Annotated in this window: 15 protein-coding genes; 4 read left to right on the top strand and 11 right to left on the bottom strand. The window is 65.9% G+C overall.

Annotated features, from left to right (window positions below):
- The first annotated feature begins 7 nt into the window (after nt 1–7).
- Nucleotides 8–1,243 carry a pyridoxal-dependent decarboxylase, exosortase A system-associated gene (locus tag MA09_RS21555; RefSeq protein WP_036253016.1) on the top strand — a complete coding sequence of 412 codons (1,236 nt, stop codon included), beginning with the start codon at nt 8–10 and terminating at the stop codon, nt 1,241–1,243.
- A gap of 27 nt (nt 1,244–1,270) precedes the next feature.
- Here MA09_RS21555 and MA09_RS21550 read toward each other — a convergent pair whose 3' ends face one another.
- Nucleotides 1,271–2,581, bottom strand: a complete 1,311-nt coding sequence (locus tag MA09_RS21550; RefSeq protein WP_051933684.1) for a putative O-glycosylation ligase, exosortase A system-associated — start codon at nt 2,579–2,581, stop codon at nt 1,271–1,273.
- 346 nt (nt 2,582–2,927) lie between these two features.
- On the opposite strand from MA09_RS21550, the gene MA09_RS21545 reads away from it, so the two are divergent.
- The 3 genes from MA09_RS21545 to MA09_RS21535 all read left to right on the top strand — a co-directional run bounded on the left by MA09_RS21545 (nt 2,928) and on the right by MA09_RS21535 (nt 6,187).
- Nucleotides 2,928–4,295 (top strand): UDP-glucose/GDP-mannose dehydrogenase family protein, encoded by a 1,368-nt coding sequence (locus MA09_RS21545; RefSeq protein ID WP_036253014.1) that lies wholly within the window; start codon nt 2,928–2,930, stop codon nt 4,293–4,295.
- Nucleotides 4,292–5,281, top strand: a complete 990-nt coding sequence (locus MA09_RS21540) for an NAD-dependent epimerase/dehydratase family protein (RefSeq protein ID WP_036253012.1) — start codon at nt 4,292–4,294, stop codon at nt 5,279–5,281. The genes MA09_RS21545 and MA09_RS21540 overlap by 4 nt, the downstream gene beginning before the upstream one ends.
- 120 nt (nt 5,282–5,401) lie before the next feature.
- The gene (locus tag MA09_RS21535; RefSeq protein ID WP_036253010.1) at nt 5,402–6,187 is read left to right on the top strand and encodes a hypothetical protein; all 786 of its coding nucleotides are present in this window, start codon (nt 5,402–5,404) and stop codon (nt 6,185–6,187) included.
- 29 nt (nt 6,188–6,216) lie between these two features.
- On the opposite strand, the gene MA09_RS21530 is transcribed toward MA09_RS21535, so the two are convergent.
- The 10 genes from MA09_RS21530 to MA09_RS21485 form a co-directional block, all read right to left on the bottom strand.
- Nucleotides 6,217–8,124 (bottom strand): XrtA/PEP-CTERM system amidotransferase, encoded by a 1,908-nt coding sequence (locus MA09_RS21530; protein ID WP_036253008.1) that lies wholly within the window; start codon nt 8,122–8,124, stop codon nt 6,217–6,219.
- Between the two features lie 63 nt (nt 8,125–8,187).
- Nucleotides 8,188–9,372, bottom strand: coding sequence for a TIGR03088 family PEP-CTERM/XrtA system glycosyltransferase (locus MA09_RS21525; protein WP_036253006.1), 1,185 nt, complete (start codon nt 9,370–9,372; stop codon nt 8,188–8,190).
- A gap of 11 nt (nt 9,373–9,383) precedes the next feature.
- Nucleotides 9,384–10,973, bottom strand: a complete 1,590-nt coding sequence (gene xrtA / locus MA09_RS21520; protein WP_036253004.1) for an exosortase A — start codon at nt 10,971–10,973, stop codon at nt 9,384–9,386.
- Nucleotides 10,964–12,157: a TIGR03087 family PEP-CTERM/XrtA system glycosyltransferase gene (locus tag MA09_RS21515; protein WP_036253003.1), complete on the bottom strand. Its 1,194-nt coding sequence runs from the start codon at nt 12,155–12,157 to the stop codon at nt 10,964–10,966. Before MA09_RS21515 ends, xrtA begins: the two co-directional genes overlap by 10 nt.
- Before the next feature lie 3 nt (nt 12,158–12,160).
- Nucleotides 12,161–13,258, bottom strand: coding sequence for a FemAB family XrtA/PEP-CTERM system-associated protein (locus MA09_RS21510; RefSeq protein WP_036253001.1), 1,098 nt, complete (start codon nt 13,256–13,258; stop codon nt 12,161–12,163).
- Between the two features lie 51 nt (nt 13,259–13,309).
- A complete protein-coding gene (locus MA09_RS21505) occupies nt 13,310–14,194 on the bottom strand; it encodes an XrtA system polysaccharide deacetylase (protein ID WP_036252998.1) in 885 nt (294 codons plus the stop codon).
- Nucleotides 14,191–15,225, bottom strand: coding sequence for an XrtA/PEP-CTERM system-associated ATPase (locus tag MA09_RS21500; RefSeq protein ID WP_036252996.1), 1,035 nt, complete (start codon nt 15,223–15,225; stop codon nt 14,191–14,193). Before MA09_RS21500 ends, MA09_RS21505 begins: the two co-directional genes overlap by 4 nt.
- A 15-nt stretch (nt 15,226–15,240) precedes the next feature.
- Nucleotides 15,241–16,812 carry a TIGR03016 family PEP-CTERM system-associated outer membrane protein gene (locus MA09_RS21495; protein ID WP_081897743.1) on the bottom strand — a complete coding sequence of 524 codons (1,572 nt, stop codon included), beginning with the start codon at nt 16,810–16,812 and terminating at the stop codon, nt 15,241–15,243.
- On the bottom strand, nt 16,793–17,764 hold the full coding sequence (locus tag MA09_RS21490) for an XrtA-associated tyrosine autokinase (RefSeq protein ID WP_036252992.1): 972 nt from the start codon (nt 17,762–17,764) through the stop codon (nt 16,793–16,795). The genes MA09_RS21495 and MA09_RS21490 overlap by 20 nt, the downstream gene beginning before the upstream one ends.
- A 17-nt stretch (nt 17,765–17,781) precedes the next feature.
- Nucleotides 17,782–19,311: an XrtA system polysaccharide chain length determinant gene (locus tag MA09_RS21485; RefSeq protein WP_036252990.1), complete on the bottom strand. Its 1,530-nt coding sequence runs from the start codon at nt 19,309–19,311 to the stop codon at nt 17,782–17,784.
- Nucleotides 19,312–19,747 lie beyond the last annotated feature (436 nt).

Genomic DNA, 19,747 nt, shown 5'->3' with positions numbered 1-19,747 from the left:
CAACGACATGAGCAACACCAAACCGCGCCACGCGCCCCAGATCCATTTTCCCGTCGTCGACGGCGTGCTGCAGGTCGGCGGCATCCCGCTGACCCGGCTCGCGCAGCGCGTCGGCCGCACCCCTTTCTTTGCCTACGACCGCGCCCTGTGCACGGCACGAGTGCGCGAGCTGCGCGCCCAGCTGCCCGAAGGGGTTAGCCTGCACTATTCGGTCAAGGCCAATCCGATGCCGGCCCTGGTCCAGCACCTGTCCGGGCTGGTCGACGGGCTCGACGTGGCCTCGTCGAACGAACTGCGCACGGCCCTGGACGCCGGCATGACGCCAGGCCGCATCAGCTTTGCCGGGCCGGCCAAGACCGAGGCCGAACTCATGCAGGGCATCGCGGCCGGGGTCTGCCTGAACCTCGAATCGGCGCGCGAGCTGGCCTGCGTGGCGCGCCTGGGCGACGCTCTCGGGATCACGCCGCGCGTGGCGCTGCGCATCAACCCGGACTTCGAACTGAAATCCTCGGGCATGAAGATGGGCGGCGGCGCCAAGCCTTTCGGCATCGATGCCGAGCAGGCGCCCGCGCTGCTGCGCCAGGTAGCAAGCCTGGGCCTGGACTTCCAGGGTTTCCATATCTTCAGCGGCTCGCAGAGCCTGCGCCCCGATGCCATCGTCGAGGCGCAAGCGCAAAGCCTGGAACTGGCGCTGCGCCTGGCGGGAGAAAGCCCGCTCGCGGTGCGCCAGCTGAACATCGGCAGTGGTTTCGGCATTCCGTATTTCCCGGGCGAGTCCCGGCTCGACATCGCGCCCATCGGCGAGCAGCTGGCAAGCTGGCTGCCGCGCCTGCAATCAAGCCTGCCGCAGGCGCGGCTGGCGCTGGAGCTGGGGCGCTACCTGGTGGGCGAATGCGGGATCTATGTCGCGCGCGTGCTGGACCGCAAGGTCTCGCGCGGGGAAGTGTTCCTGGTGACCGACGGCGGCATGCACCACCACCTGGCCGCTTCCGGCAACCTGGGACAGGTGATCCGCAAGAACTATCCGGTCGCCGTGGGCAACCGCATGACGCCGGAGCAGACCGGTCCGGCATCGGTGACGGGACCGCTGTGCACGCCGCTCGACATCCTGGCCGACCGGCTCGACCTGGCCCACGCCGAAGAAGGCGACCTGATCGTCGTGTTCCAGTCCGGCGCCTACGGTCCCAGCGCCAGCCCGGCCAACTTCCTGGGCCATCCCCCGGCCCTGGAAGTGCTCGTCTAAACGCCGCCCCTGACTACCTGACCATATCTACTGGAGCGCCGGACTGCGGGCCGGCGCCGCCCGGCGCTTCCCGAACGGCAGGCGCAGCGGCGGCGTATCGTCCGGCTGCGGATAGCGGATCAGCACCTTGTCCAGCGTAACCACGATCGCCATGATGTAGTAAGCCAGGTCATAGTAGGCCAGGGTCAGGAAGGCGCCCGCCGTCAGGTAGCCGATCTGGCTGACCTGGCACATCCGCGCCAGCTTCACCGCCCAGTCCAGTTCGGGTTTGTCCGCGCAATGCCGGATGACCCGCGTCGCGGTGCGCCAGGTGCAGGCGTGCATCGCCAGGAACAACAGCAGGCCGAACCAGCCGTGCTCGCCCAGCATCTGGAAGTAGATGCTGTGCGCGACGTGGTAGGTCTCCGGATCCGGGGCGTATTTCAGGAAGCTTTCCGGCGAGAAGATGCCGGGTCCGCCGCCGAGCGGGAACTGGTTGGCGACATTGATCGCGAAGCCCCAGGCATTCAGGCGTCCCTGGGCCGACTGGTCTTCCTGGTAGTTGTTGATGCTTTGCATGCGCCCGGTCCACTCTTCCGGCATCGACAGCAGGATCACCGGGGCCACCACCGCGATCGCGATGCCGGTCTTGAGTTTCGACGACGACTTCAGCCACAGGAACAGGGTCATGGCCGCGCAGCCCACCAGGGCGCCGCGCGAGTACGAGCCGATCGTCCCGACCACGGTCAGCAGCGTCACCCCGATCGCGAACCACTTGCCCAGTTTCGAGCGCGCCTGCGATATCTGGTAGACCAGCAGCGGCACCGTGACCAGCAGGGCGAGCGCCACGGTATTGTTGTCGCTGATGAAACTGTCGGCAGGGCCGAGTACGCTGCTGCGTCCTGCCGTCAGGATGGTGTGGACGCCGCCCTTGAAGCCCCAGAAGCCGAGCGACACGGCAACCACCAGCGCCAATGCCTGCACGTCGCGCTTGGTGCGTACGGTAAGAAAGGTGATGAAGATCATCAGCATGATCTTGTAGACCCGGTCCCCCACCACCAGGGCACGTTCCGGATCCTGCGCAAACATGAACGTGATCACCATCCAGAGGCAGAACAGGCCGAGCATGACGACCGGGGGACTGGGCGGGATCTTCTTCTGTTCCCGCGACAGCATGACGCTGACCAGGGTGATCACACAGAGCAGCATCGCAAACTGGAAGCTGTAGGCGGGGCCATGGGTCATCCGGTGCGGATTCATGAGGCTGACCACGGCATACGCCATGGCGCCGACCACCGGCCGCTTGAAGATGAACGGAATGATGCAGGCGAAAGCCAGGAATATCAGCGCGTCACGCACGGTAGGTCAATCCTTTGAACAGGTCGGTTACGCAGCACCCGTTCACATGCCGTAAGCGCTGAGCTGGCAACGATACTACGGCGACGCGGCAGGGAAAGCCGAGTGTGGTGGATTCCAGATTTTTTTTGCCGGAGGGCAGCACAGTTGAATCCAAACGCATGAAAATTTGACAATCATGATACTATAATTCAAGTTCTAGTGAGCATTGTTGCAAGGCAATCGTGCTCGGCTCCGGGCATACCGGAAGACCGTGCAGGCCCTGCCGGACCGCTGTTTTTCAACATCGATCCCATCCGCTGAACTGCCCGCTATCCCGCTTTCATCACCCGCTTACCGAGATAACACTATGAAGATCACCATCATTGGAACTGGCTACGTAGGCCTGGTCTCTGGCGCCTGTTTCGCCGACGTCGGCAACACCGTCCTCTGCCTGGATGTCAACGAACAGAAAATCGCTTCGCTCAAGAATGGTGTGATTCCGATCCACGAGCCGGGCCTGGACAGCATGGTCGAGCGCAATGCCGCCGCCGGCCGTCTGCTGTTCTCGACCAGCTACGACGAAGCGGTACAGCACGCCGAGGTCGTCTTCCTGGCGGTCGGCACGCCGCCGGACGAGGACGGCAGCGCCGACCTGACCCATATCCTGGCCGCCGCGCGCAGCATCGGCCAGCGCATCGAGAAGCCGCTGGTGGTGGTCGACAAGTCCACTGTCCCGGTGGGTACCGCCGACAAGGTGCGCGCCGCCATCCAGGCCGAACTCGACAAGCGTGGCTCCACCGTGTCCTTCACCGTGGTCAGCAATCCGGAATTCCTGAAGGAAGGCGCGGCGATCGAGGACTTCATGCGCCCGGACCGCATCGTGGTGGGCAGCGACGACCCCGCCGCCACCAAGCGGATGCGCCAGCTGTATGCCCCATTCAGCCGCAACCATGAAAAGCTGGTCGTGATGGACGTCCGCAGCGCCGAACTGACCAAGTATGCCGCCAATGCCATGCTGGCCACCCGCATCAGCTTCATGAACGAGCTGGCCAACCTGGCCGAAGTACTGGGCGCGGATATCGAGTCGGTGCGCCACGGTGTGGGCCTGGACCCGCGCATCGGTTCCCAGTTCCTGTACGCCGGCATGGGCTACGGCGGCTCCTGCTTCCCGAAGGACGTCAAGGCCCTGGTCAAGACCGGCGCCGAGCATGACCAGATCCTGCACATCCTGGAAGCGACCGAGCGCGTCAACGAAGCCCAGAAGAACGTCCTGTTCAAGAAAATGGTCCGCTTCTTCGGCGGCGCCGACAACCTGCGCGGCAAGACCATCGCGCTGTGGGGCCTGTCGTTCAAGCCGAATACCGACGACATGCGCGAAGCGCCGAGCCTGGTCCTGATCCGCGAACTGTTCGCGCTGGGTTGCCGCGTGCGCGCCTACGACCCGGTGGCGAGCAAGGAAGCGCTGCACATCCTGCAGCGCGAACACGGCGCCTCGCGCGTCGAGGAACTGCTGACCGTCTGCAGTTCGGCGATGGCGGCGGTCGACAACGCCGATGCGCTGGTGCTGGTCACCGAATGGAAGGAATTCCGCGCGCCGGACTTCGGCGCCCTGGCCCAGACCCTGCGCGCCAAGGCGATCTTCGACGGCCGCAATATCTATGATCCGGAAGAAGTGGCCGACGCCGGCCTGGCTTATGAAGGCATCGGACGTGTCAGCCGAAAGGCGGTGCAATGATCACGGGGACGCATCGTGTCCTGGTGACGGGCGCGGCCGGCTTCGTCGGCAGCCACGTCGCGGCGCGCCTGGCGGCCATGGGCCACCAGGTGGTCGGCTGCGACAACTTCAACGACTACTACACGCCGCGCCTGAAGCACGACCGGGTCGCGGCGCTGCTGGCACCAAGCAGGGTCGAGTGCCTCACGGTGGAGCTGGCAGATGCGGAGCAGGTGCGCGCGCTGTTCGAACGCGTGCGCCCGAGCCTGGTGGTGCACCTGGCTGCCCAGGCCGGGGTGCGCTATTCGCTGGAGAACCCGGCCGCCTATGTGCAGTCCAACCTGGTCGGTTTCGGGAATATCCTGGAAGCCTGCCGCCACCACAAGGTGGAGCACCTGCTGTACGCCAGCAGCAGCAGCGTGTACGGCGCCAACGCCAAGGTGCCGTTCAGCGAGGACGACCAGGTCGACGAACCGGTGTCGCTGTACGCGGCCACCAAGAAGTCGAACGAACTGATGGCCCATTCCTACAGCCACCTGTTTGGGCTGCCGGCCACCGGCCTGCGCTTCTTCACGGTCTACGGTCCCTGGGGCCGTCCCGACATGGCCTATTTCAGCTTCACCCAGAAGATGATGAAGGGCGAGCCCATCCCGGTGTTCGCCGAAGGCTTGCTCACCCGTGACTTCACCTATATCGACGATATCGTCGAAGGCGTGGTGCGGCTGCTGTTCAAGCCGACCCCGGCGGAGAAGAGCAAGGCGGCCCATACCGTGTTCAACATCGGCAACCACAATCCGGTGCGGGTGCTGGACTTCATTCGCACCATCGAGGAAGTCACCGGCATCGAGGCGCGCAAGGAATTCCTGCCGATGCAGGCCGGCGACGTGCCGGCTACCCATGCCTCGATCGACAAGCTCAGGGACTGGGTCGGTTTCGCGCCGACCACGCCGCTCAAGACCGGACTGGCACGCTTCTACGAGTGGTACCGCGACTGGCCAGGACGATAGGCTTGATGCTCTTGCTCGTGTATTATTGTACAAATGCAATCTCAGATCCTGCTGTTTCAGACCACTGACCCGGCCAGGGTAAGGCGCCGCCTGTTGCGATTCCGCGAGGCTTTTCTGCGGATGGGCCGACATTGTGAATTCGCGCTCGTGTCCTTCCTGCCGGGCGCACGCACGGAGGTGCGCAAGGTGGTGCTGGGAGGGATCGAGGTCGAGCACTACGTGTTCGGTCCCGACGCGGTCGACACTCTCGGCTACCCCCACAAGGGCGCGGCCCGGCCGTTCCGCCTGATACCGGGCAACTGCGACCTGCTCACCCTGCTGTTCCGCAAGGCCAGGCCGGATTACGCGGAATACTGGGTGATCGAAGACGACGTCGAGTATTCCGGCGACCCCTACACGCTGTTCGCAGGCCTGGCCGGCCGCGAGGGCGACCTGCTGGCTGCCCACCTGGCCGACGGCTACGACGACTGGGCGTATGCGTCGATGCTGCGCGCGCCCGATGGCGGGATGACGCCGGCGCAGAGCTCGCTGGTATTCCTGACCTTCTTCCGCATCAACGGCAAGGCGCTCGACACGATCGACCGCTATTACCAGGAGGGCTGGAGCGGGCACAGCGAGAACATGTGGGCCACCATCCTCAAGCATGCCGGCATGTCCGTGGTGGACATCGGCGGAAACGGCAAGTACGTGGCCGAACAGGACCGCAACCTGCGCTACTACGGCCTGCCGGACGACCGTTTCGAGAAGAGCGGCAGCTTCGGCACCATGAACATCCGGCTGCGCGCCGGCCGCCGCAAGGACATGCTGTGGCACCCGGTCAAGCCGCCGGCGGCCTGGCTGCGCCAGACCTGCAAGCGCTGGAAGTCGATCTTCCAGTGGGCCTTCGGCCGGCTGGGCAGGATCTAAGGCCCGGACCGGCCCTCGGGCCGGACCGCTCAGGCCTGCGCGTTCACCCGCAGGAAGGTCTCGAACATCAGCACCTGCCACAGCGCCGCGCTGTGGTCATGGGTAGCCGCGATGTGCTGCTCGGCCATCGTGTGCAGGAAGTCCGCATTGAAGATCCCCGTGTCCAGCAGCTGTGGCGAGCGCACCGCGGCGCGCAGCTTGTCCTGCAGCGGCCCGCGCAACCAGCCCGCCAGCGGGATCGAAAATCCTTTCTTGGAGCGGTACAGCACATCGTGCGACAGGAAGGGCTCGAGCGACTTCTTGAAGATGTACTTGCCTTCGCCGCCGCCGAGCTTGATGTCGGTCGGCAGGTTTGACGCCCACTCCACGAAAGTATGGTCCAGCAGCGGCACGCGCACCTCGAGGGAATGGGCCATGCTGGCGCGGTCGACCTTGGTCAGGATGTCGCCCGGCAGCCAGGTTTTGAAGTCGAGGTACTGGATCAGCGACAGCGGATCCTCGGTCGGCGCGTTCGCCGCATGTTCCTTGAACACCTCGATCGCGCGGTAACCCTGCAGGCGGCGCTTGAAGGCGTCCGAGAACAGCTCGTCGCGCATGCGGTCCGGCATCCTGGAGACGCCGTGGAAGTAGCCCTCGACGGTGTCGCGGGCCAGCGCCTCGAAGGTGGTCTTGGCGCGCAGCACGCGCGGCGCCCAGTCGGCTTTCGGATACAGCCGTCCCAGGGTGCCGAACACTGGTTTACGCAGCCCGAGGGGCAGCTTGTCGCGCACCCGCTGCTCGGCCATCGCGAAGCGGTAGCGCCGGTAGCCGGCGAAATTCTCGTCGCCGCCGTCGCCGGACAGCGCCACCGTCACGCGCTGGCGCGCCAGCTGGCAGACGCGGTAGGTCGGGATCGCCGAACTGTCGGCGAACGGCTCGTCGTACAGGCGCGCCAGGGTGTCGATCAGGCCGTAGTCGTCCTGGTCGACGATCTGCGCATGGTGGTTGGTGCGGTAGCGCGTCGCCACCTCGTTGGCGTAGATCGATTCGTCGTAGTCCGGGTGGTCGAAGCCGATCGAGCAGGTCTGCACCGGCTTGCGCTTCTCTGCCGCTCCCTGCTGCGCCATCATCGCCACCACCGCGCTCGAGTCGACCCCGCCGGACAGGAAGGCGCCGAGCGGCACTTCCGATTCCATCTGGCTGCCCACGCACTCGCGCAGGCGCTCGATCAGCTCGCGCTCGACGTCTTCCTGCGGGCGTTTCGGCTGCACTTTGAACGGCAGGTCCCAGTAGCGCCGCGGCTGCACGACAGCATCGCCGATGCGCAGGGTGATGCAGTGGCCCGGGCTGAGCTTGAAGGCATGATGGTAGATCGTCTTCGGCTCCGGCACGTAGCCGTAGGCGAAATAGTCCTCGACGGCGCGCGGGTTCAGCTCGCGCGACAGCTCCGGGAAGGTCATGATCGACTTCAGCTCGGAACCGAACACGAACAGGCCGTTCGGCAGCAGCGAATAGAACATCGGCTTGACGCCGACGTGGTCGCGCGCCATGAACATCAGTTGCTTGTTGCGATCCCAGAGGGCAAAGGCGAACATGCCGCGCAGGCGATGCACGCAGTCCTCGCCCCAGGCTTGATACGCCTGCATGATCACTTCCGTGTCCGACTTGGTGCGGAACACGTGGCCCTTGGCCACCAGCTCGTCGCGCAACGCGCGGTAGTTGTAGATCTCGCCGTTGAAGACCAGGGTCATGGTCCCGTCGGCGCTGCGGAAGGGTTGCTGGCCGGTGGCGATGTCGATGATCGACAGGCGGCGGTGGCCCATGCCGAGCCCGGGCTCCAGGTACAGCTCACCCTCGTCGGGGCCCCGGTGAAACTGGCTTTCGTTCATGCGCCGCAGCGCTTCGCGGTCGATCGGGCGAGCGCCGCGTGTATCCAGGATGCCGACAATTCCGCACATGGTAGGTGTTCCTTAAGTTTCTTTGATCTTTTTCTGGATTGCTTCAGTTTTCCTGAAGCGAAGCTAGGCCGGTTGGCGAATCTTCTGGTGGCACAGGCGGTCGTACAGCTTGCCGTACTCCGCCAGCATGGCGCGCATACTGAAGGCCGCTTCGACCCGGGCGCGCGCCGCTTCGCCGCGCTGCCGGCGCAGGGCCGGGTCGCGCACGTAGCTTGCTAACGCCTGGGCCAGGGCCTCGGTGTCCTGCGGCGGCACCAGGCTGCCCTCGAGGCCGTCGGTCACGACCTCGGGAATGCCGCCGACGTTGGATGCGACCACCGGCAGGCCGCAGGCCATCGCTTCCAGCATCGAGACCGGCGTGCCCTCGGCCAGCGAGGGCAGGGCGAACAACGAGAAGCCGTGCAGCAGCGCGGCCACGTCGGCGCGCGCGCCGGGCAGCCAGACCGCATCCTGCAGTCCCAGGCTTGCCACCTGCTCGCGCACGGCGCCCATCAGGGGACCGTCGCCGACGATGCTCAGGCGCAGGCGCTCGCACTGTTCAGGCACCAGCTCGCGCAGGCGGGCAAACGCGGCGACCAGGCCGCGGTGGTTCTTGACGTCCTGGACACGCGCCACCGTGCCGATCACGATGTCGTCCGGACCCCAGGGCGAAGCCGGATTGGCGGCCAGACTTGCTGCCGCAGCGAAGCGTTCGGTATCGACGCCGTTCTTGATGAACAGGGTCTTCGCTTGGGGAATCCGAACCGTCTCGCCGAGCCAGCGGTGCAGGTCTTCGGATACCGGGATGAAGCAGTCGATGAAGGGCGCCAGCCGGCGGCGCAGGAAGTTGTGCTTCGGGTTCAGGCCGTGCGGGTCGCCGGCGTCGCGGCCGTGCTCCGCATGGATGCGCACCGGGACGCCTGCCAGCGCCGCGCTGAAGTTGTATTCCAGGGCCGACAGGTTATAGGTATGCAGGATGGCCGGGCGCAGCCGGCGCATCAGCCTCCAGAACTGCAGGTGGGTGCCGAGCCCCAGACCGGGCGGCTTGCCCAGCGCGTACAGCTCGACGCCGGGCTGGGTGATGCGCTTGGCGAAATCCGTATAGCGGGTCAGGCACACCACCGCATGGCGGTAGCGCTCCGGCGGCATGCGGTTGATGCAGTCCACCAGCAGGGTCTCCAGCCCGCCGACGTCGAGCGAGTAGGTCAGGTGCACCACCAGCGGGCGCTGCATGCCGGGCGTTTCAAGGTGGGCGAGGTCGTTACGCATGCCGTCGCCCCTTAATGCGCGCGCGCCTGCAGCAGGGCCCCGTCGACGGTGCCGAAGTGCTGGCCGAGGAAGGTGCGCAACGTGGCGCGTGCGGCCTCGGCATCCTTCTCCGTGTCCTCGAAGGGCACGGCGATCGCCACCATGGCGCCGTCGTCGCCGCGGAATTGCAGCTTGCCCCAGGCCTGGCGCAGCTTGCCCGTGACGTTGCTGGACGTGTAGTGGCCATCCACCCACGACACCTGCCAGACCAGCAGCGGTCCACCAGGGCCGTGCAGCACGGCTTCGCGCAGCGGGAGCTGGGCGGCGCCGGCCTGCTCGGTGCGCCCGCGCGAGGCGGTCTCGTAGAAGGCGGCCTGTTCGCCGGTCAGGCGGTTGATGGAACTGATCAGGCCCTTCTGCTTGCTCTGGTTGCGGTAGTACAGCATCTGCAGCAGGACCGGTCGTCCTTCGGGCGAGCGGTAGGTGCGCGCAATGCGTGCATCCGGCTCCATGTAGTGGACCTGCCAGTCCGGGAATCCGGACGTCTGCGGCCAGCCCAGCGCCGGCAGCGTCAGCGCGACCGGCTGCGGGTTATGGTTGGCACGGTCGTTGAAGGCAGCGAAGGCCGGCCAGGCGGCAGCCATCGCCACCACGGCGAGCGTGGCCGGGACCGGCGACTTCGCCGGAGTCCGGGCCGGGGCCGGCGCCACGGACGCCGCACCATCGATCGGCATCGGGGCAGCGGCCTTGTCGTCCTCGCGCCAGTAGCTGCCGATCCAGAACATGATGAACATGATGACGCCGAAGAACAGCCAGCCGTAGACCAGGTGGTCGACGCCGGTGGCCAGTTCCATGCCGCTGGTATGGCCGATCATCACGATGCCGTAGGCGCGCAGCCAGTTGGCGACGATCGGCACCAGGATCGCCATGCCGATGAAGACGGCGCGCCGCAGGTTCGACTGGTAGGTCAGGTAGGCGTACAGGCAGCCCAGCGTGATCGAGGAAATCAGGTAGCGGATGCCGCTGCAGGCCTCGACCACCGACCAGCTGCCGGAGGGCAGCTCGAAGCGGGTGCCGTTGCGCAGCACCGGGATGCCGGTGGCCTGCACCGCCCAGACCGTGAAGTCGGCGGTGTGCTGGATCAGGGGACCGACGAAGATTTCGCCGAAGGGTACCGCGAACAGCAGGAACAGCAGCGGGAAGGTGAATTTCGCCGCCAGGCGCGGGCCGAGGAGCGTGAGCGCGGCCAGCGGCATCATCGACACGAAGGCGTACTGCATCACCACCCCGACGTCGCCCATGCGTCCGGCCAGCCAGGCCGCCCCGGCGCCGGCCATCAGCACCAGGCCGGGCCACCAGGGCCGCGCCGGGATACGCGAGAACCAGGCGCGCTGGCGCCAGATCAGCCACAGGCTGATCGGCAGGATCACCCAGCCGTGGGCAAAGGTCTCAGAGCTGTTCCAGATCCCGGCCATCGAGACCACGGTGCCGTAGAAGAGCAGGATCGGGACCACCAGGGAGACTGCCAGCGCGGCAATGCCGGCGCGCGCCTGCGGCGCCGGAACGGGGATGGCGGCATGTGCGGCCGCCTGGTCGACGCCGGGCGGAGGTTTCAGGAACATTCGAGTCGCTCCCCGATGCAGGCCAGGTTGCTCGGCCAGCTGTACTTGCGTTCAACCCTGGCGCGTGCGGCCAGGCCCATGTCGTTGCCCTTGCGTGCCAGCAGGAGCGCCACCGCATCCGCGAACCCGGCGGCGTCCTGCGCCAGCACCAGCTCACGGCCCGGCTCGGCCTCGATGCCTTCCAGCGCCTGCGGCGTCACCACCACCGGCGTGGCCATCGCCATCGCCTCGAGCACCTTGTTCTGGATGCCGCGCGCGATGCGCAGCGGGGCCACCGCGGCCTGCGCATGCCTGATGTACGGGCGCACGTCCGGCACGGTGCCGGTGACCACGATGTTCGGCTGCTTCGCCAGTTCCAGCACGGCCGGCGCCGGGCGGGCGCCGACGATGTAGAAAGTCAGGTCGGGGAAGCGCGCGCGCAGCAGCGGCATGGTCTCTGCTGCGAACCACTGCACCGCATCCACGTTTGGCCAGTAGTCCATGGCGCCGGTGAACACGATGGCGCGCTCGCCATCCTTGAACGGGCTCGGACCGGCCGCATCGGGCGAGAAGTATTCGGTGTCGACACCGTTGCTGAAGAAGCCGATGCGCGCGTTGCTCTCGGGGGCCAGCTGGCGGAACAGGTCCGCTTCCGGAGCGGACACGAACAGCGATGCGTCGTAGTCGCGCGCCACCTGGCGCTCATAGGACAGCAGCTGGCGCGCCTCGTGGCGGTACAGCCAGCTCATCGGCCAGGATTTCTTGTCGGCGTACTGGCGCCACTTGTCCGAGTCGACGTCGCAGAAGTCGACCACGCGGCGCGCGTTCGGGTACTTGTCGGCGTACTGGGCCATCGCCGACGAGAACACCAGCACGCGCTGGATTCCATGGGCGGCGACGGTCTGGTCGACCCAGCGCGCCAGGCCGGCGTCGCGGTAGTAGTCGAGCGAGAGCGAGCGGTTCTTGACCAGGGCGCCCAGGCTGCGTACCCGCGAAAGCAGCGGGTTCAGCGCCGCGAAATGGCTGCTCGCGCACATCTTCTCGACGGTCGGCACGTGCTGCCAGTCGTCGGGGTCGTCGACAAAGGTCGCCAGGTGCACCCGGTAGTCGCGCGCCAGGTGCTTGAGCAGGTGGTAGGAACGGATCTTGTCGCCCTTGTTGGGCGGGTAGGGGATCCGGTGGATCAGCAGCAGCAGGTCTTCCACGTCTTATCCCAGGTTGCGCACGATGTAGGGGCCGAGGAAGTTCGCCACCGGCAGCGGCAGCTTCTTCCACATCTTGATGAACAGCTGGTACTTCGGGTTCAGCGGGTTATTGTCCGGAAGCTTGTCCGATGCATACAGCTTGTACTCGTAGGGCAGCGGCGTGGCGGTGAAGCCCCAGTTCTTCTTGAAGTCGTAGGCGCCGGTGCCCAGCTTGCTGCGGCCGTAGTCGAAGATGCGGCATCCGCGCGCGGCGGCGGCCTGCATCAGGTTCCAGTACATGAAGTCGTTGCCGGCCACTTCGCGCGCCAGGTCCATGCCGCCGCCGTAGTAGGGCACGACCTCGTCGCGCCAGTAGAAGGACAGCACGGAGGCCACCAGGCGGTCGTCTTCCGTGTAGATGCTGCGCACTTCGCACTCGTCGCCGAAGACCTGCTGCAGCAGGGCGAAGTATTTTTTCGGGAACACCGGGGTGCCCAGGCGTAGCACGCTGTTGGCATAGGCCTCGAACATGCGGTCGACGTTGTTCTCCACCACGCCCTTCAGGCCCAGCTTGATGCCCTTGCGCACCATGGCGCGCTGCTTGCGCGGAATGGCGTTCATGTTGGCTTCGTCATCAAGGCTGATCTCCTTGCGGAAGGTGACGTACAGCTCCTTGGTGTGCCAGCTGGCGTCGTCCGGATGGGCGCGGGTCATGCCGCGGTATTCGAGGTGGCCGACGCCGAGCTCGCGCGCCAGCTTGTCGGCTGCCTCGTCGAGGAGAACGCGCGCACCGTCGTCGATGGCCGCCACGCCGCCATAGACGCAGAACGGCATCGCGCCCAGCGAGTGGCCGAACAGGCGGCTCTTGATTTCCGCCAAGGGGAGGACGCCCTGGATCTGGCCGTCCTGCTGGACGTAGTAGAACCAGGTCTTGATGCCGAAGGACTCTTCGATGACCTTCTGCCAGCCCGACAGGTGGAAGAAGGTCGCATCCGGGCAGGCGCGTACGAAAGCATCCCAGCGCGCGCGCTCGTGCGGCTGCAGGAGGTGGAGGGTGTGCGGTCCGGTGGCGAGCACCGGGGCGGCGCGCTTGGCCTGTGCCGCTTCAATGATCGAGTTCATGCCGTGCTATGCCTTGTTGGTGTTGTTGTCGTACGGTGCTGTGGGTTGTGCTTATCGTTGGCCGAGGAAAATGCGGTCCATGCGGTCCCAGGCAAAGTCGCGCGCCAGCTGTTCGAGGCGGCCTTCCATGCGCCCGATGTTGACGTAGTGGCGGAAGCGCGACTTGGCGTCCAGGCCCTCGGGGCGCGGCTGGCCCGGGTCGAGTTCCCAGGGATGGAAGTAGAACAGGGCCGGCTGGCGGTCTTCGCGGTTCACCTTCTGCATCATCCAGCGCGACAGTGCGTAAGGCAGCAGGCGGAAGTAGCCGCCGCCGCCGGCCGGCAGGTTCCGGCCCAGCATGTTGACCGTGGTGACAGGTACTTCCAGCAGGCCGTCCGGGCCGTGCGGGTAGAAGGCGAAGCGCGGCGCGTCCGGCATGCCGTAATGGTCGTGGGCGATCGGGTAGATGCTCGAGCTGTAGCGGTAGCCGGCTTCCTGCAGGGCCTCCAGTGCCCACAGGTTGCGGTGGCCGATCGAGAAGCTCGGCGCGCGGTAGCCCAGCACGGCCTGGCCGCCGATGTCTTCCAGCAGCGCCTTGCTTGACCTGATGTCGTTGTCGAACTGGGCCCGGTCCTGGTCCGAGGCGCGCAGGTGGCCGTAGCCGTGGCTGGCCAGCTCGTGGCCGGCGGCGACGATTCTGCGCACCATGGCCGGGTAGCGCTCGGCGATCCAGCCCAGGGTGAAGAAGGTCGCCTTCACGCCGTGGCGTTCGTAGATGGCCAGAATGCGCTCCATGTTCGCCTCGACGCGGCATTCGCGCGCCGGCCAGGAAGCGCGGTCGATGTAGGGGGCGAAGGCCGAGACCTGGAAGTAGTCCTCGACGTCGCAGGTCATGGCATTTTTGATGCGCTCGCCCGGCGCCGGGGCGGGACGGGATACGGGTTCGTAGGGTTTCATTCCTGGTTGTCCACATGCTGGGCCGCGGCGCCCTGGGGCGTGGCGACGATTTTCTTCAGGATCGACAGTACCGACACGATCGATTTCTCGAGGCGCATCATGCGCTCGTCGAGCACCTCGACGCTGGCGGCGCGGCGGTCGCCCACGCGGGTATCGACCGTGCGCAGCTCCCCTTGGGGAAGCGCGCCGGCGTCCGGCGTGCCCATGACTTCGGGCAGCTGGTATTCCTCGGCGATGTCGCGCACCACGGTGTTGATGTCGGTTTCGCCGAACGCGTGCATCTCTTCCAGGTAGCCCATCAGGAGCACCCGATCCATCAGGGTATTGGTCTTGCGCGGGATGCCGCCGCTGTAGCCGAAGATCGCGGCATAGGCGCCGTCATCGAAAGCAGGGTCGCCGTTCCAGCCGACCGTGGCCAGGCGATGCTCGACGTAGGCGCGGGTTTCCTGCGCGTCCATCGGTCCCAGGTGGTAGCTGGCGATCACGCGCTGGCGCAGCTGCTGCATGCCGGGGCTGTGCAGGGTGGCGCGGAATTCCGGCTGGCCGAGCAGGAAGGTCTGCAGCAGCGAGCGCTCGTCGGTCTGGAAGTTCGACAGCATGCGCAGTTCCTCGACCGTGCGCGCGTTCAGGTTCTGCGCTTCGTCGATCACCAGGAGGGCGCGCTTGCCCTGGCGGTCGACGCCGCGCAGGAACTGTTCCAGGCGATTGAGCAGCTCGGCCTTGCTGGCGCCTTCATACGGCAGGCCGAAACTCGACACCACCATGCGCAGCGTGTCCTCCGGATCGAGGCTGGTGTTGACGATGTGGGCGGCGACGATCTGGTCCGTCGGAATCTTGTTGAGCAGGTTGCGCACCAGGGTGGTCTTGCCGGCGCCGACTTCACCGGTGATGACGATGAAGCCCTCGCCTTGCGACAGGCCGTACTCGAGGTAGGCCATGGCACGCTTGTGGCCCTTGCTGCCGAAGAAGAAGTGGGGGTCCGGGCGCAGCTGGAAAGGCTTGGCGGACAGCCCGTAGTAAGTCTCGTACATCGCTTGCGGCTCCTCTTAAAGCTGGGCGGACAGGCTGGCGGAAATGGAATGCTCGCGGTACGGGCCGTTGGACAGGCCCGAGAAGCCGATCGTGCCGAAACGGCGCTGCAGGTCGACCGTGGCGCGCACGTTGCGGCCGAGCTGGCGCTGCAGGCCGATGCGGAAATCGCGGCGCGTATCCTCGGTGCCGCTCGTCAGCGAGAGGCTGCGCGACCAGCTGAGCGCGGCCACCGCGTTCATGCGCGGGTTGAGGCGGTAGTCGAAGCTGGCGCTCGCGCCCTTCTGGCGCACATTGTCGTTGCGCGAGCTCAGCTGGTTCCCGAGCAGCATGCTGTCGCTCTCCTGGCTCGACAGGGCGATCCGCTCGCTGCGCGAGACCGACAGCACGCCGGTGGTGCGCGCCAGCTTGAAGGCCATCGAGCCGATCAGGCTCCGTTGATGGAAATAGCGGTTGCTCAGGAAGTTGACGTCGTCCGTGAGGCTGGCGGGCAGGCCGCTGTTCCGGATGTAGTCGGCCACTACCTGCTGGCGCACGACCGGGTCGGGGATGCTGGTGGCGAACAGGCGGTCGAGCAGCGTGCCGGTATCGATCGTGGCCGGCAGCAGGAATTCCTCGCGCGAGGTGGTGATGCCGTCGTCATAGACGACGTTCCAGGACGTGCGGCGGCTGCGGTGCACCAGCGAGAACGCGCCGGTCTGGCCGTAGAAGTGGCGGCCGAGGGAGGCGCTCATCCTGGTGCGCAGCGAAGGACTCCAGTCGAAGCCGTACGACCAGTTGCGACCGGCGGTGTCGTCGCCGACGCGCTGGAAGCGATAACGGTCGTAGCCGACGCGGGCGGTCAAGCCCATGCGCGGCGTGACCGCGTAGCGCAGGTTGGCAGCCGCGGTCTGGCTCGAGGTCTCGCCATTGATCGAATCTTCCAGCTCCTGGCGCAGGTAGCTCAGGCCCCAGCCCAGATCGCCGAATGCGGTGCCGCTGGCGAGGTTGACGTTGACGCCGTCGCCGACGGTGGTGGCGAAGCCGCGGGCGGCGCCCTCGACCCGATCGCGGGTATAGCGCAGCGACAGCGAGGCCAGCCGCCCGTAGCGCTGCTCCAGGTGGGGGCTGATGCGCCAGGTCTTGACCTTGGCGCGGTTCGACGCGAGGTAGGGCGCATCCTCGACCCGCGGGCCGAAGACGGAAATGTTGTTGGGGGTCTCCGACGCGTTGGCGTCGACGTACAGCAAGTCCTTCGCCAGCGTCGCGCGTCCCGACACGGCGTACTCGAAGCTGTGGTCGAGGGTGTCGCGCAGGTCATCGTCGCGGTAGGCGAAATGGCGCCATTGCGCCGTACCGTTGAGGATCAGGCGCTGGCTGTTCGTGGCGAAGTTCACCGAGGGGGTGAGTTCGCTGATGAATTGCGACTGCTTCAGATCGTTGCTCTGCTGCCTGAAATTGTCGGTGTAGCGCTCTTTCAGCGTGAGCGCCGGTACCACGCGCCAGTCGGCGCGGCATTCTGAAGCAAGCAGCATGGCGGCAATCGCCAGCGGCACCATGCGCGGCATGCGTGCCGCGCCGGCGCGGCGCTCACCCGTAGTGATAGTCATACGTTTCTTCGATGCCGGGGATGTCCCTGGTCTTGTTATAGATGAGGTTGACGTTGGGGCAGCCCTCGAGCTGGCGCAGTGCTTCGCCGACGGCATGCTGGGTGGTCTTCTGGGCTTCGACCACCACCACGATCTGGCCCATGTGGCTGGCCAGGGCGCGCGCCTCGCTGGTGAGCAGCAGCGGCGGCGAGTCGAAGATCACGACCCGGTCCGGATAGCGGTTGGCGATCTCGTGCACCAGGTTGGCCATGGTCGAGCTGGCGAGCAGCTCGGTGGCGCGCGGGGTGCTGGTGCCGGCGGCCAGGATGCTCAGGGTGTCGACGTTGGTGCGCAGCAGGACGTCGGAGACGTCGAGTTTGTCGTCCACCAGCAGGTCCATCAGGCCGCGCTGGGCCGGCAGGCCGAGCGTGCGCAGTACCGAGGGACGGGCCACGTCGGCGTCCACCAGCAGCACGGTATGGTCGAGTTCCATGGCGATGCTCATCGCCAGGTTGATGGCGCAATAGGTCTTGCCTTCGCCAGGCAGCGAGCTGGTCATCATGATCAGGTTGGCCGGGTTTTCCCGCGGCTTGCGCTCGCTGAAGGCGCGCTTGAGCAGGGGGCGCTTGATGATGCGGAAATCCTCTACCAGCGAGGTGCGGCCGCCGGCGGCGGTCACCATGCCGCTGGCGCGCATCTTGGCCAGGTCGAGTTCTACCTTGCGGGCCGGGCGCCGGGTGCCGCCGGGTGCCGCCTGCTCCTTGTCGAGCACCGGGGTGGAAGCGGGAACTGCTGCTGTGGCGGCAGCGGTGGCCGAGGGCGGCGGCAGGACCGCCGCCGCAGCGATGGCTTCCAGGACCTCGACATCGGATGTCGCGAAGCTTGCCGGCGCCGGCGCCGGCGCTACGGGCAGCGGCGCGGCATGGCCGCGTTCCTGGTCGATGCGGCGCGCCGCTTTTTCGATAATGCTCACGTCTGCTCCTTGATCGGTTACAGGCCCGGGCGGACCAGGATGGCGGTCATGCCGGCGCCGTAGATGGCCAGCAGTACCAGCACCGCAGCGCCAAGTGCAACCAGGCGGCGCTTGCGGCGGACGGTCTGCTGTTCGGTCCAGTTCATGCTGATCGAGCCGAGGATCGGCAAGCCGGTCACCTCGCGCAGGCTGGCCTGGCTCAGGAAGGTCGGGCGCAGCTGGCTCAACAGGAAGGCCGAGGCCAGGCCGGCGACCAGCGCGCCGACGAAGACCAGCGAGAACAGGCGCAGGCGGGGCGGACCGGACGGCTGCGGGGGCGCGGTCGGCGGGTCGATGACGCGGAAGGTCAGCATGTCGGTGGCCGAGGACAGGTCGCCCGACAGCTTGGCCGATTCGCGGCGCTCCACCAGTTTCTGGTAGTTCTCGCGGTTGACTTGATAGTCGCGGTTGAGCTGGGCCAGTTGCGCCTCGATCTCGGGGGCCTGGCTGCTCTGGGCGCGCAGGCGCGCCACGCGCGCCGTGTGCTCGCTGACACGCGCCTGCAGCGAAGCCACGCGCGCCTCGGCTTCCGACAGCGCCACGTTCAGCTGCTGCAGCATCGGGCTGTAGCCGGCGCCGGGGTCGGCGCTCGGCTTGCGGTTCTTGGCCAGTTCCTGCTTGCGCGCGTTGAGCTGCTCGAGCAGGCGGGCGTTGGCGATGATGTCCGGGTGCGCTTCGGTGTACTGGGTACGCAGGCCGTCCAGGGTCTTGGTGACGGTGGCGATGCGCGACTCGAGCTCCGGATCGGTGATGGGAAGCGGTGCGGTCTCGCCCGGGGCGGCTTCGCCGGCGATGCGGCGGCGGATCGCGTTGCGCGCCTGCTCGGCTTCGGCCAGTTCCAGGCGTGCCGTGTTCAGCGTTTCGCTGGCAGTCATCATGCGCGAACCGAAGTCGCCGCCTTCCGACGGCAGCATGCCCAGGTTGCGGATCTTGAATTCCTTCAGGCTGTTCTCGGCCGCCGCCAGCTTTTCCTCGTAATTGCGGATCTGGTCGTCGATGAACTGGACCGCCTTGTCCGAATCCTGCTTCTTGCCGCCGAAGCTGCCCTCGACGAAGATGGTCAGCAGCGCCTGCACCACGTCCTTGCCCAGTTTCGCATTCGGGGCGGTATAGCTGATGGTGTAGATGTCGTCGCGCTCGGTGCCGCCGATCTTGATCTTCTCCATCAGCTCCTCGACCATCGCGTCGTGTTCCTTGGCGTTCTTGGCCTGGACATCGAGGTCGACCATGCGCATCACGCGTTCCACGTTCGGGCGGCTGATCAGGGTGCGGCGCATGTATAGGACCTGCTGGTCGAGGTTCGGCAGCGTGGTCATGCCGGACAACAGGGGCTTGAGGATGCTCTGGGTGTCGACGTAGACGCGCGCCGACGCTTCATACTGGTTGGGCAACTTCAGGACGACGACCCAGCCCGCGATGGCCACGGCCCAGGTAATGAAGACTGCATGCCAGCGGTACTTCCCGATTGCTTTGAGGAAGTTGAGGATTGCGGCTGTGATATCTGCCATATCGTGGATTCTCGCCTAAGAGCTTGCCCGGGATCAGGCTAGCTCATCAATCAATAAAAGTGTCAAATAGTCTGCATGATCGCTTGTTGACTGAGCAATTGCAATTGCGGGTCGGAAAAATACATGAGAGACACAAAAAAGTGGTGGTCTCTGCAACACAAATTCCCTAACGCAATAAACATTTGACGGGTTTCCATCAATTTACTGCTCAGAAGTTACAAGACTGCAACATTTAAACGTAGAAATAATGCCCAACCGTTAAAATTGTGTTGCCACCTTGTCCCTTGGCTCGCTTACACTCATGGCTGTTTCTTTAACGAAAATTGCCCTGTGTCAAATTCGTATTTTAATGTCGGAAAGACAAAAGTGCCCACACGATTGATTCTTGGTCGAAACCTTGCAACGGGGCCCCAAACAACCAGGCAGAGAGCGCTGC

The organism is Massilia sp. BSC265, assembly GCF_000740675.1.
Taxonomy (GTDB): Bacteria; Pseudomonadota; Gammaproteobacteria; order Burkholderiales; family Burkholderiaceae_D; genus Telluria.
This window is presented reverse-complemented; position numbering and strand designations above follow the sequence as displayed.

Excerpts from the sequence above, each read along its gene's own strand:
- MA09_RS21555 (WP_036253016.1), top strand. The coding sequence starts at position 8 with ATGAGCAACACCAAACCGCGCCACGCGCCCCAGATCCATTTTCCCGTC.
- MA09_RS21545 (WP_036253014.1), top strand. The coding sequence starts at position 2,928 with ATGAAGATCACCATCATTGGAACTGGCTACGTAGGCCTGGTCTCTGGC.
- MA09_RS21540 (WP_036253012.1), top strand. The coding sequence starts at position 4,292 with ATGATCACGGGGACGCATCGTGTCCTGGTGACGGGCGCGGCCGGCTTC.
- MA09_RS21535 (WP_036253010.1), top strand. The coding sequence starts at position 5,402 with ATGGGCCGACATTGTGAATTCGCGCTCGTGTCCTTCCTGCCGGGCGCA.
- MA09_RS21530 (WP_036253008.1), bottom strand. The coding sequence starts at position 8,124 with ATGTGCGGAATTGTCGGCATCCTGGATACACGCGGCGCTCGCCCGATC.
- MA09_RS21525 (WP_036253006.1), bottom strand. The coding sequence starts at position 9,372 with ATGCGTAACGACCTCGCCCACCTTGAAACGCCCGGCATGCAGCGCCCG.
- xrtA (WP_036253004.1), bottom strand. The coding sequence starts at position 10,973 with ATGTTCCTGAAACCTCCGCCCGGCGTCGACCAGGCGGCCGCACATGCC.
- MA09_RS21510 (WP_036253001.1), bottom strand. The coding sequence starts at position 13,258 with ATGAACTCGATCATTGAAGCGGCACAGGCCAAGCGCGCCGCCCCGGTG.
- MA09_RS21505 (WP_036252998.1), bottom strand. The coding sequence starts at position 14,194 with ATGAAACCCTACGAACCCGTATCCCGTCCCGCCCCGGCGCCGGGCGAG.
- MA09_RS21500 (WP_036252996.1), bottom strand. The coding sequence starts at position 15,225 with ATGTACGAGACTTACTACGGGCTGTCCGCCAAGCCTTTCCAGCTGCGC.
- MA09_RS21495 (WP_081897743.1), bottom strand. The coding sequence starts at position 16,812 with ATGACTATCACTACGGGTGAGCGCCGCGCCGGCGCGGCACGCATGCCG.
- MA09_RS21485 (WP_036252990.1), bottom strand. The coding sequence starts at position 19,311 with ATGGCAGATATCACAGCCGCAATCCTCAACTTCCTCAAAGCAATCGGG.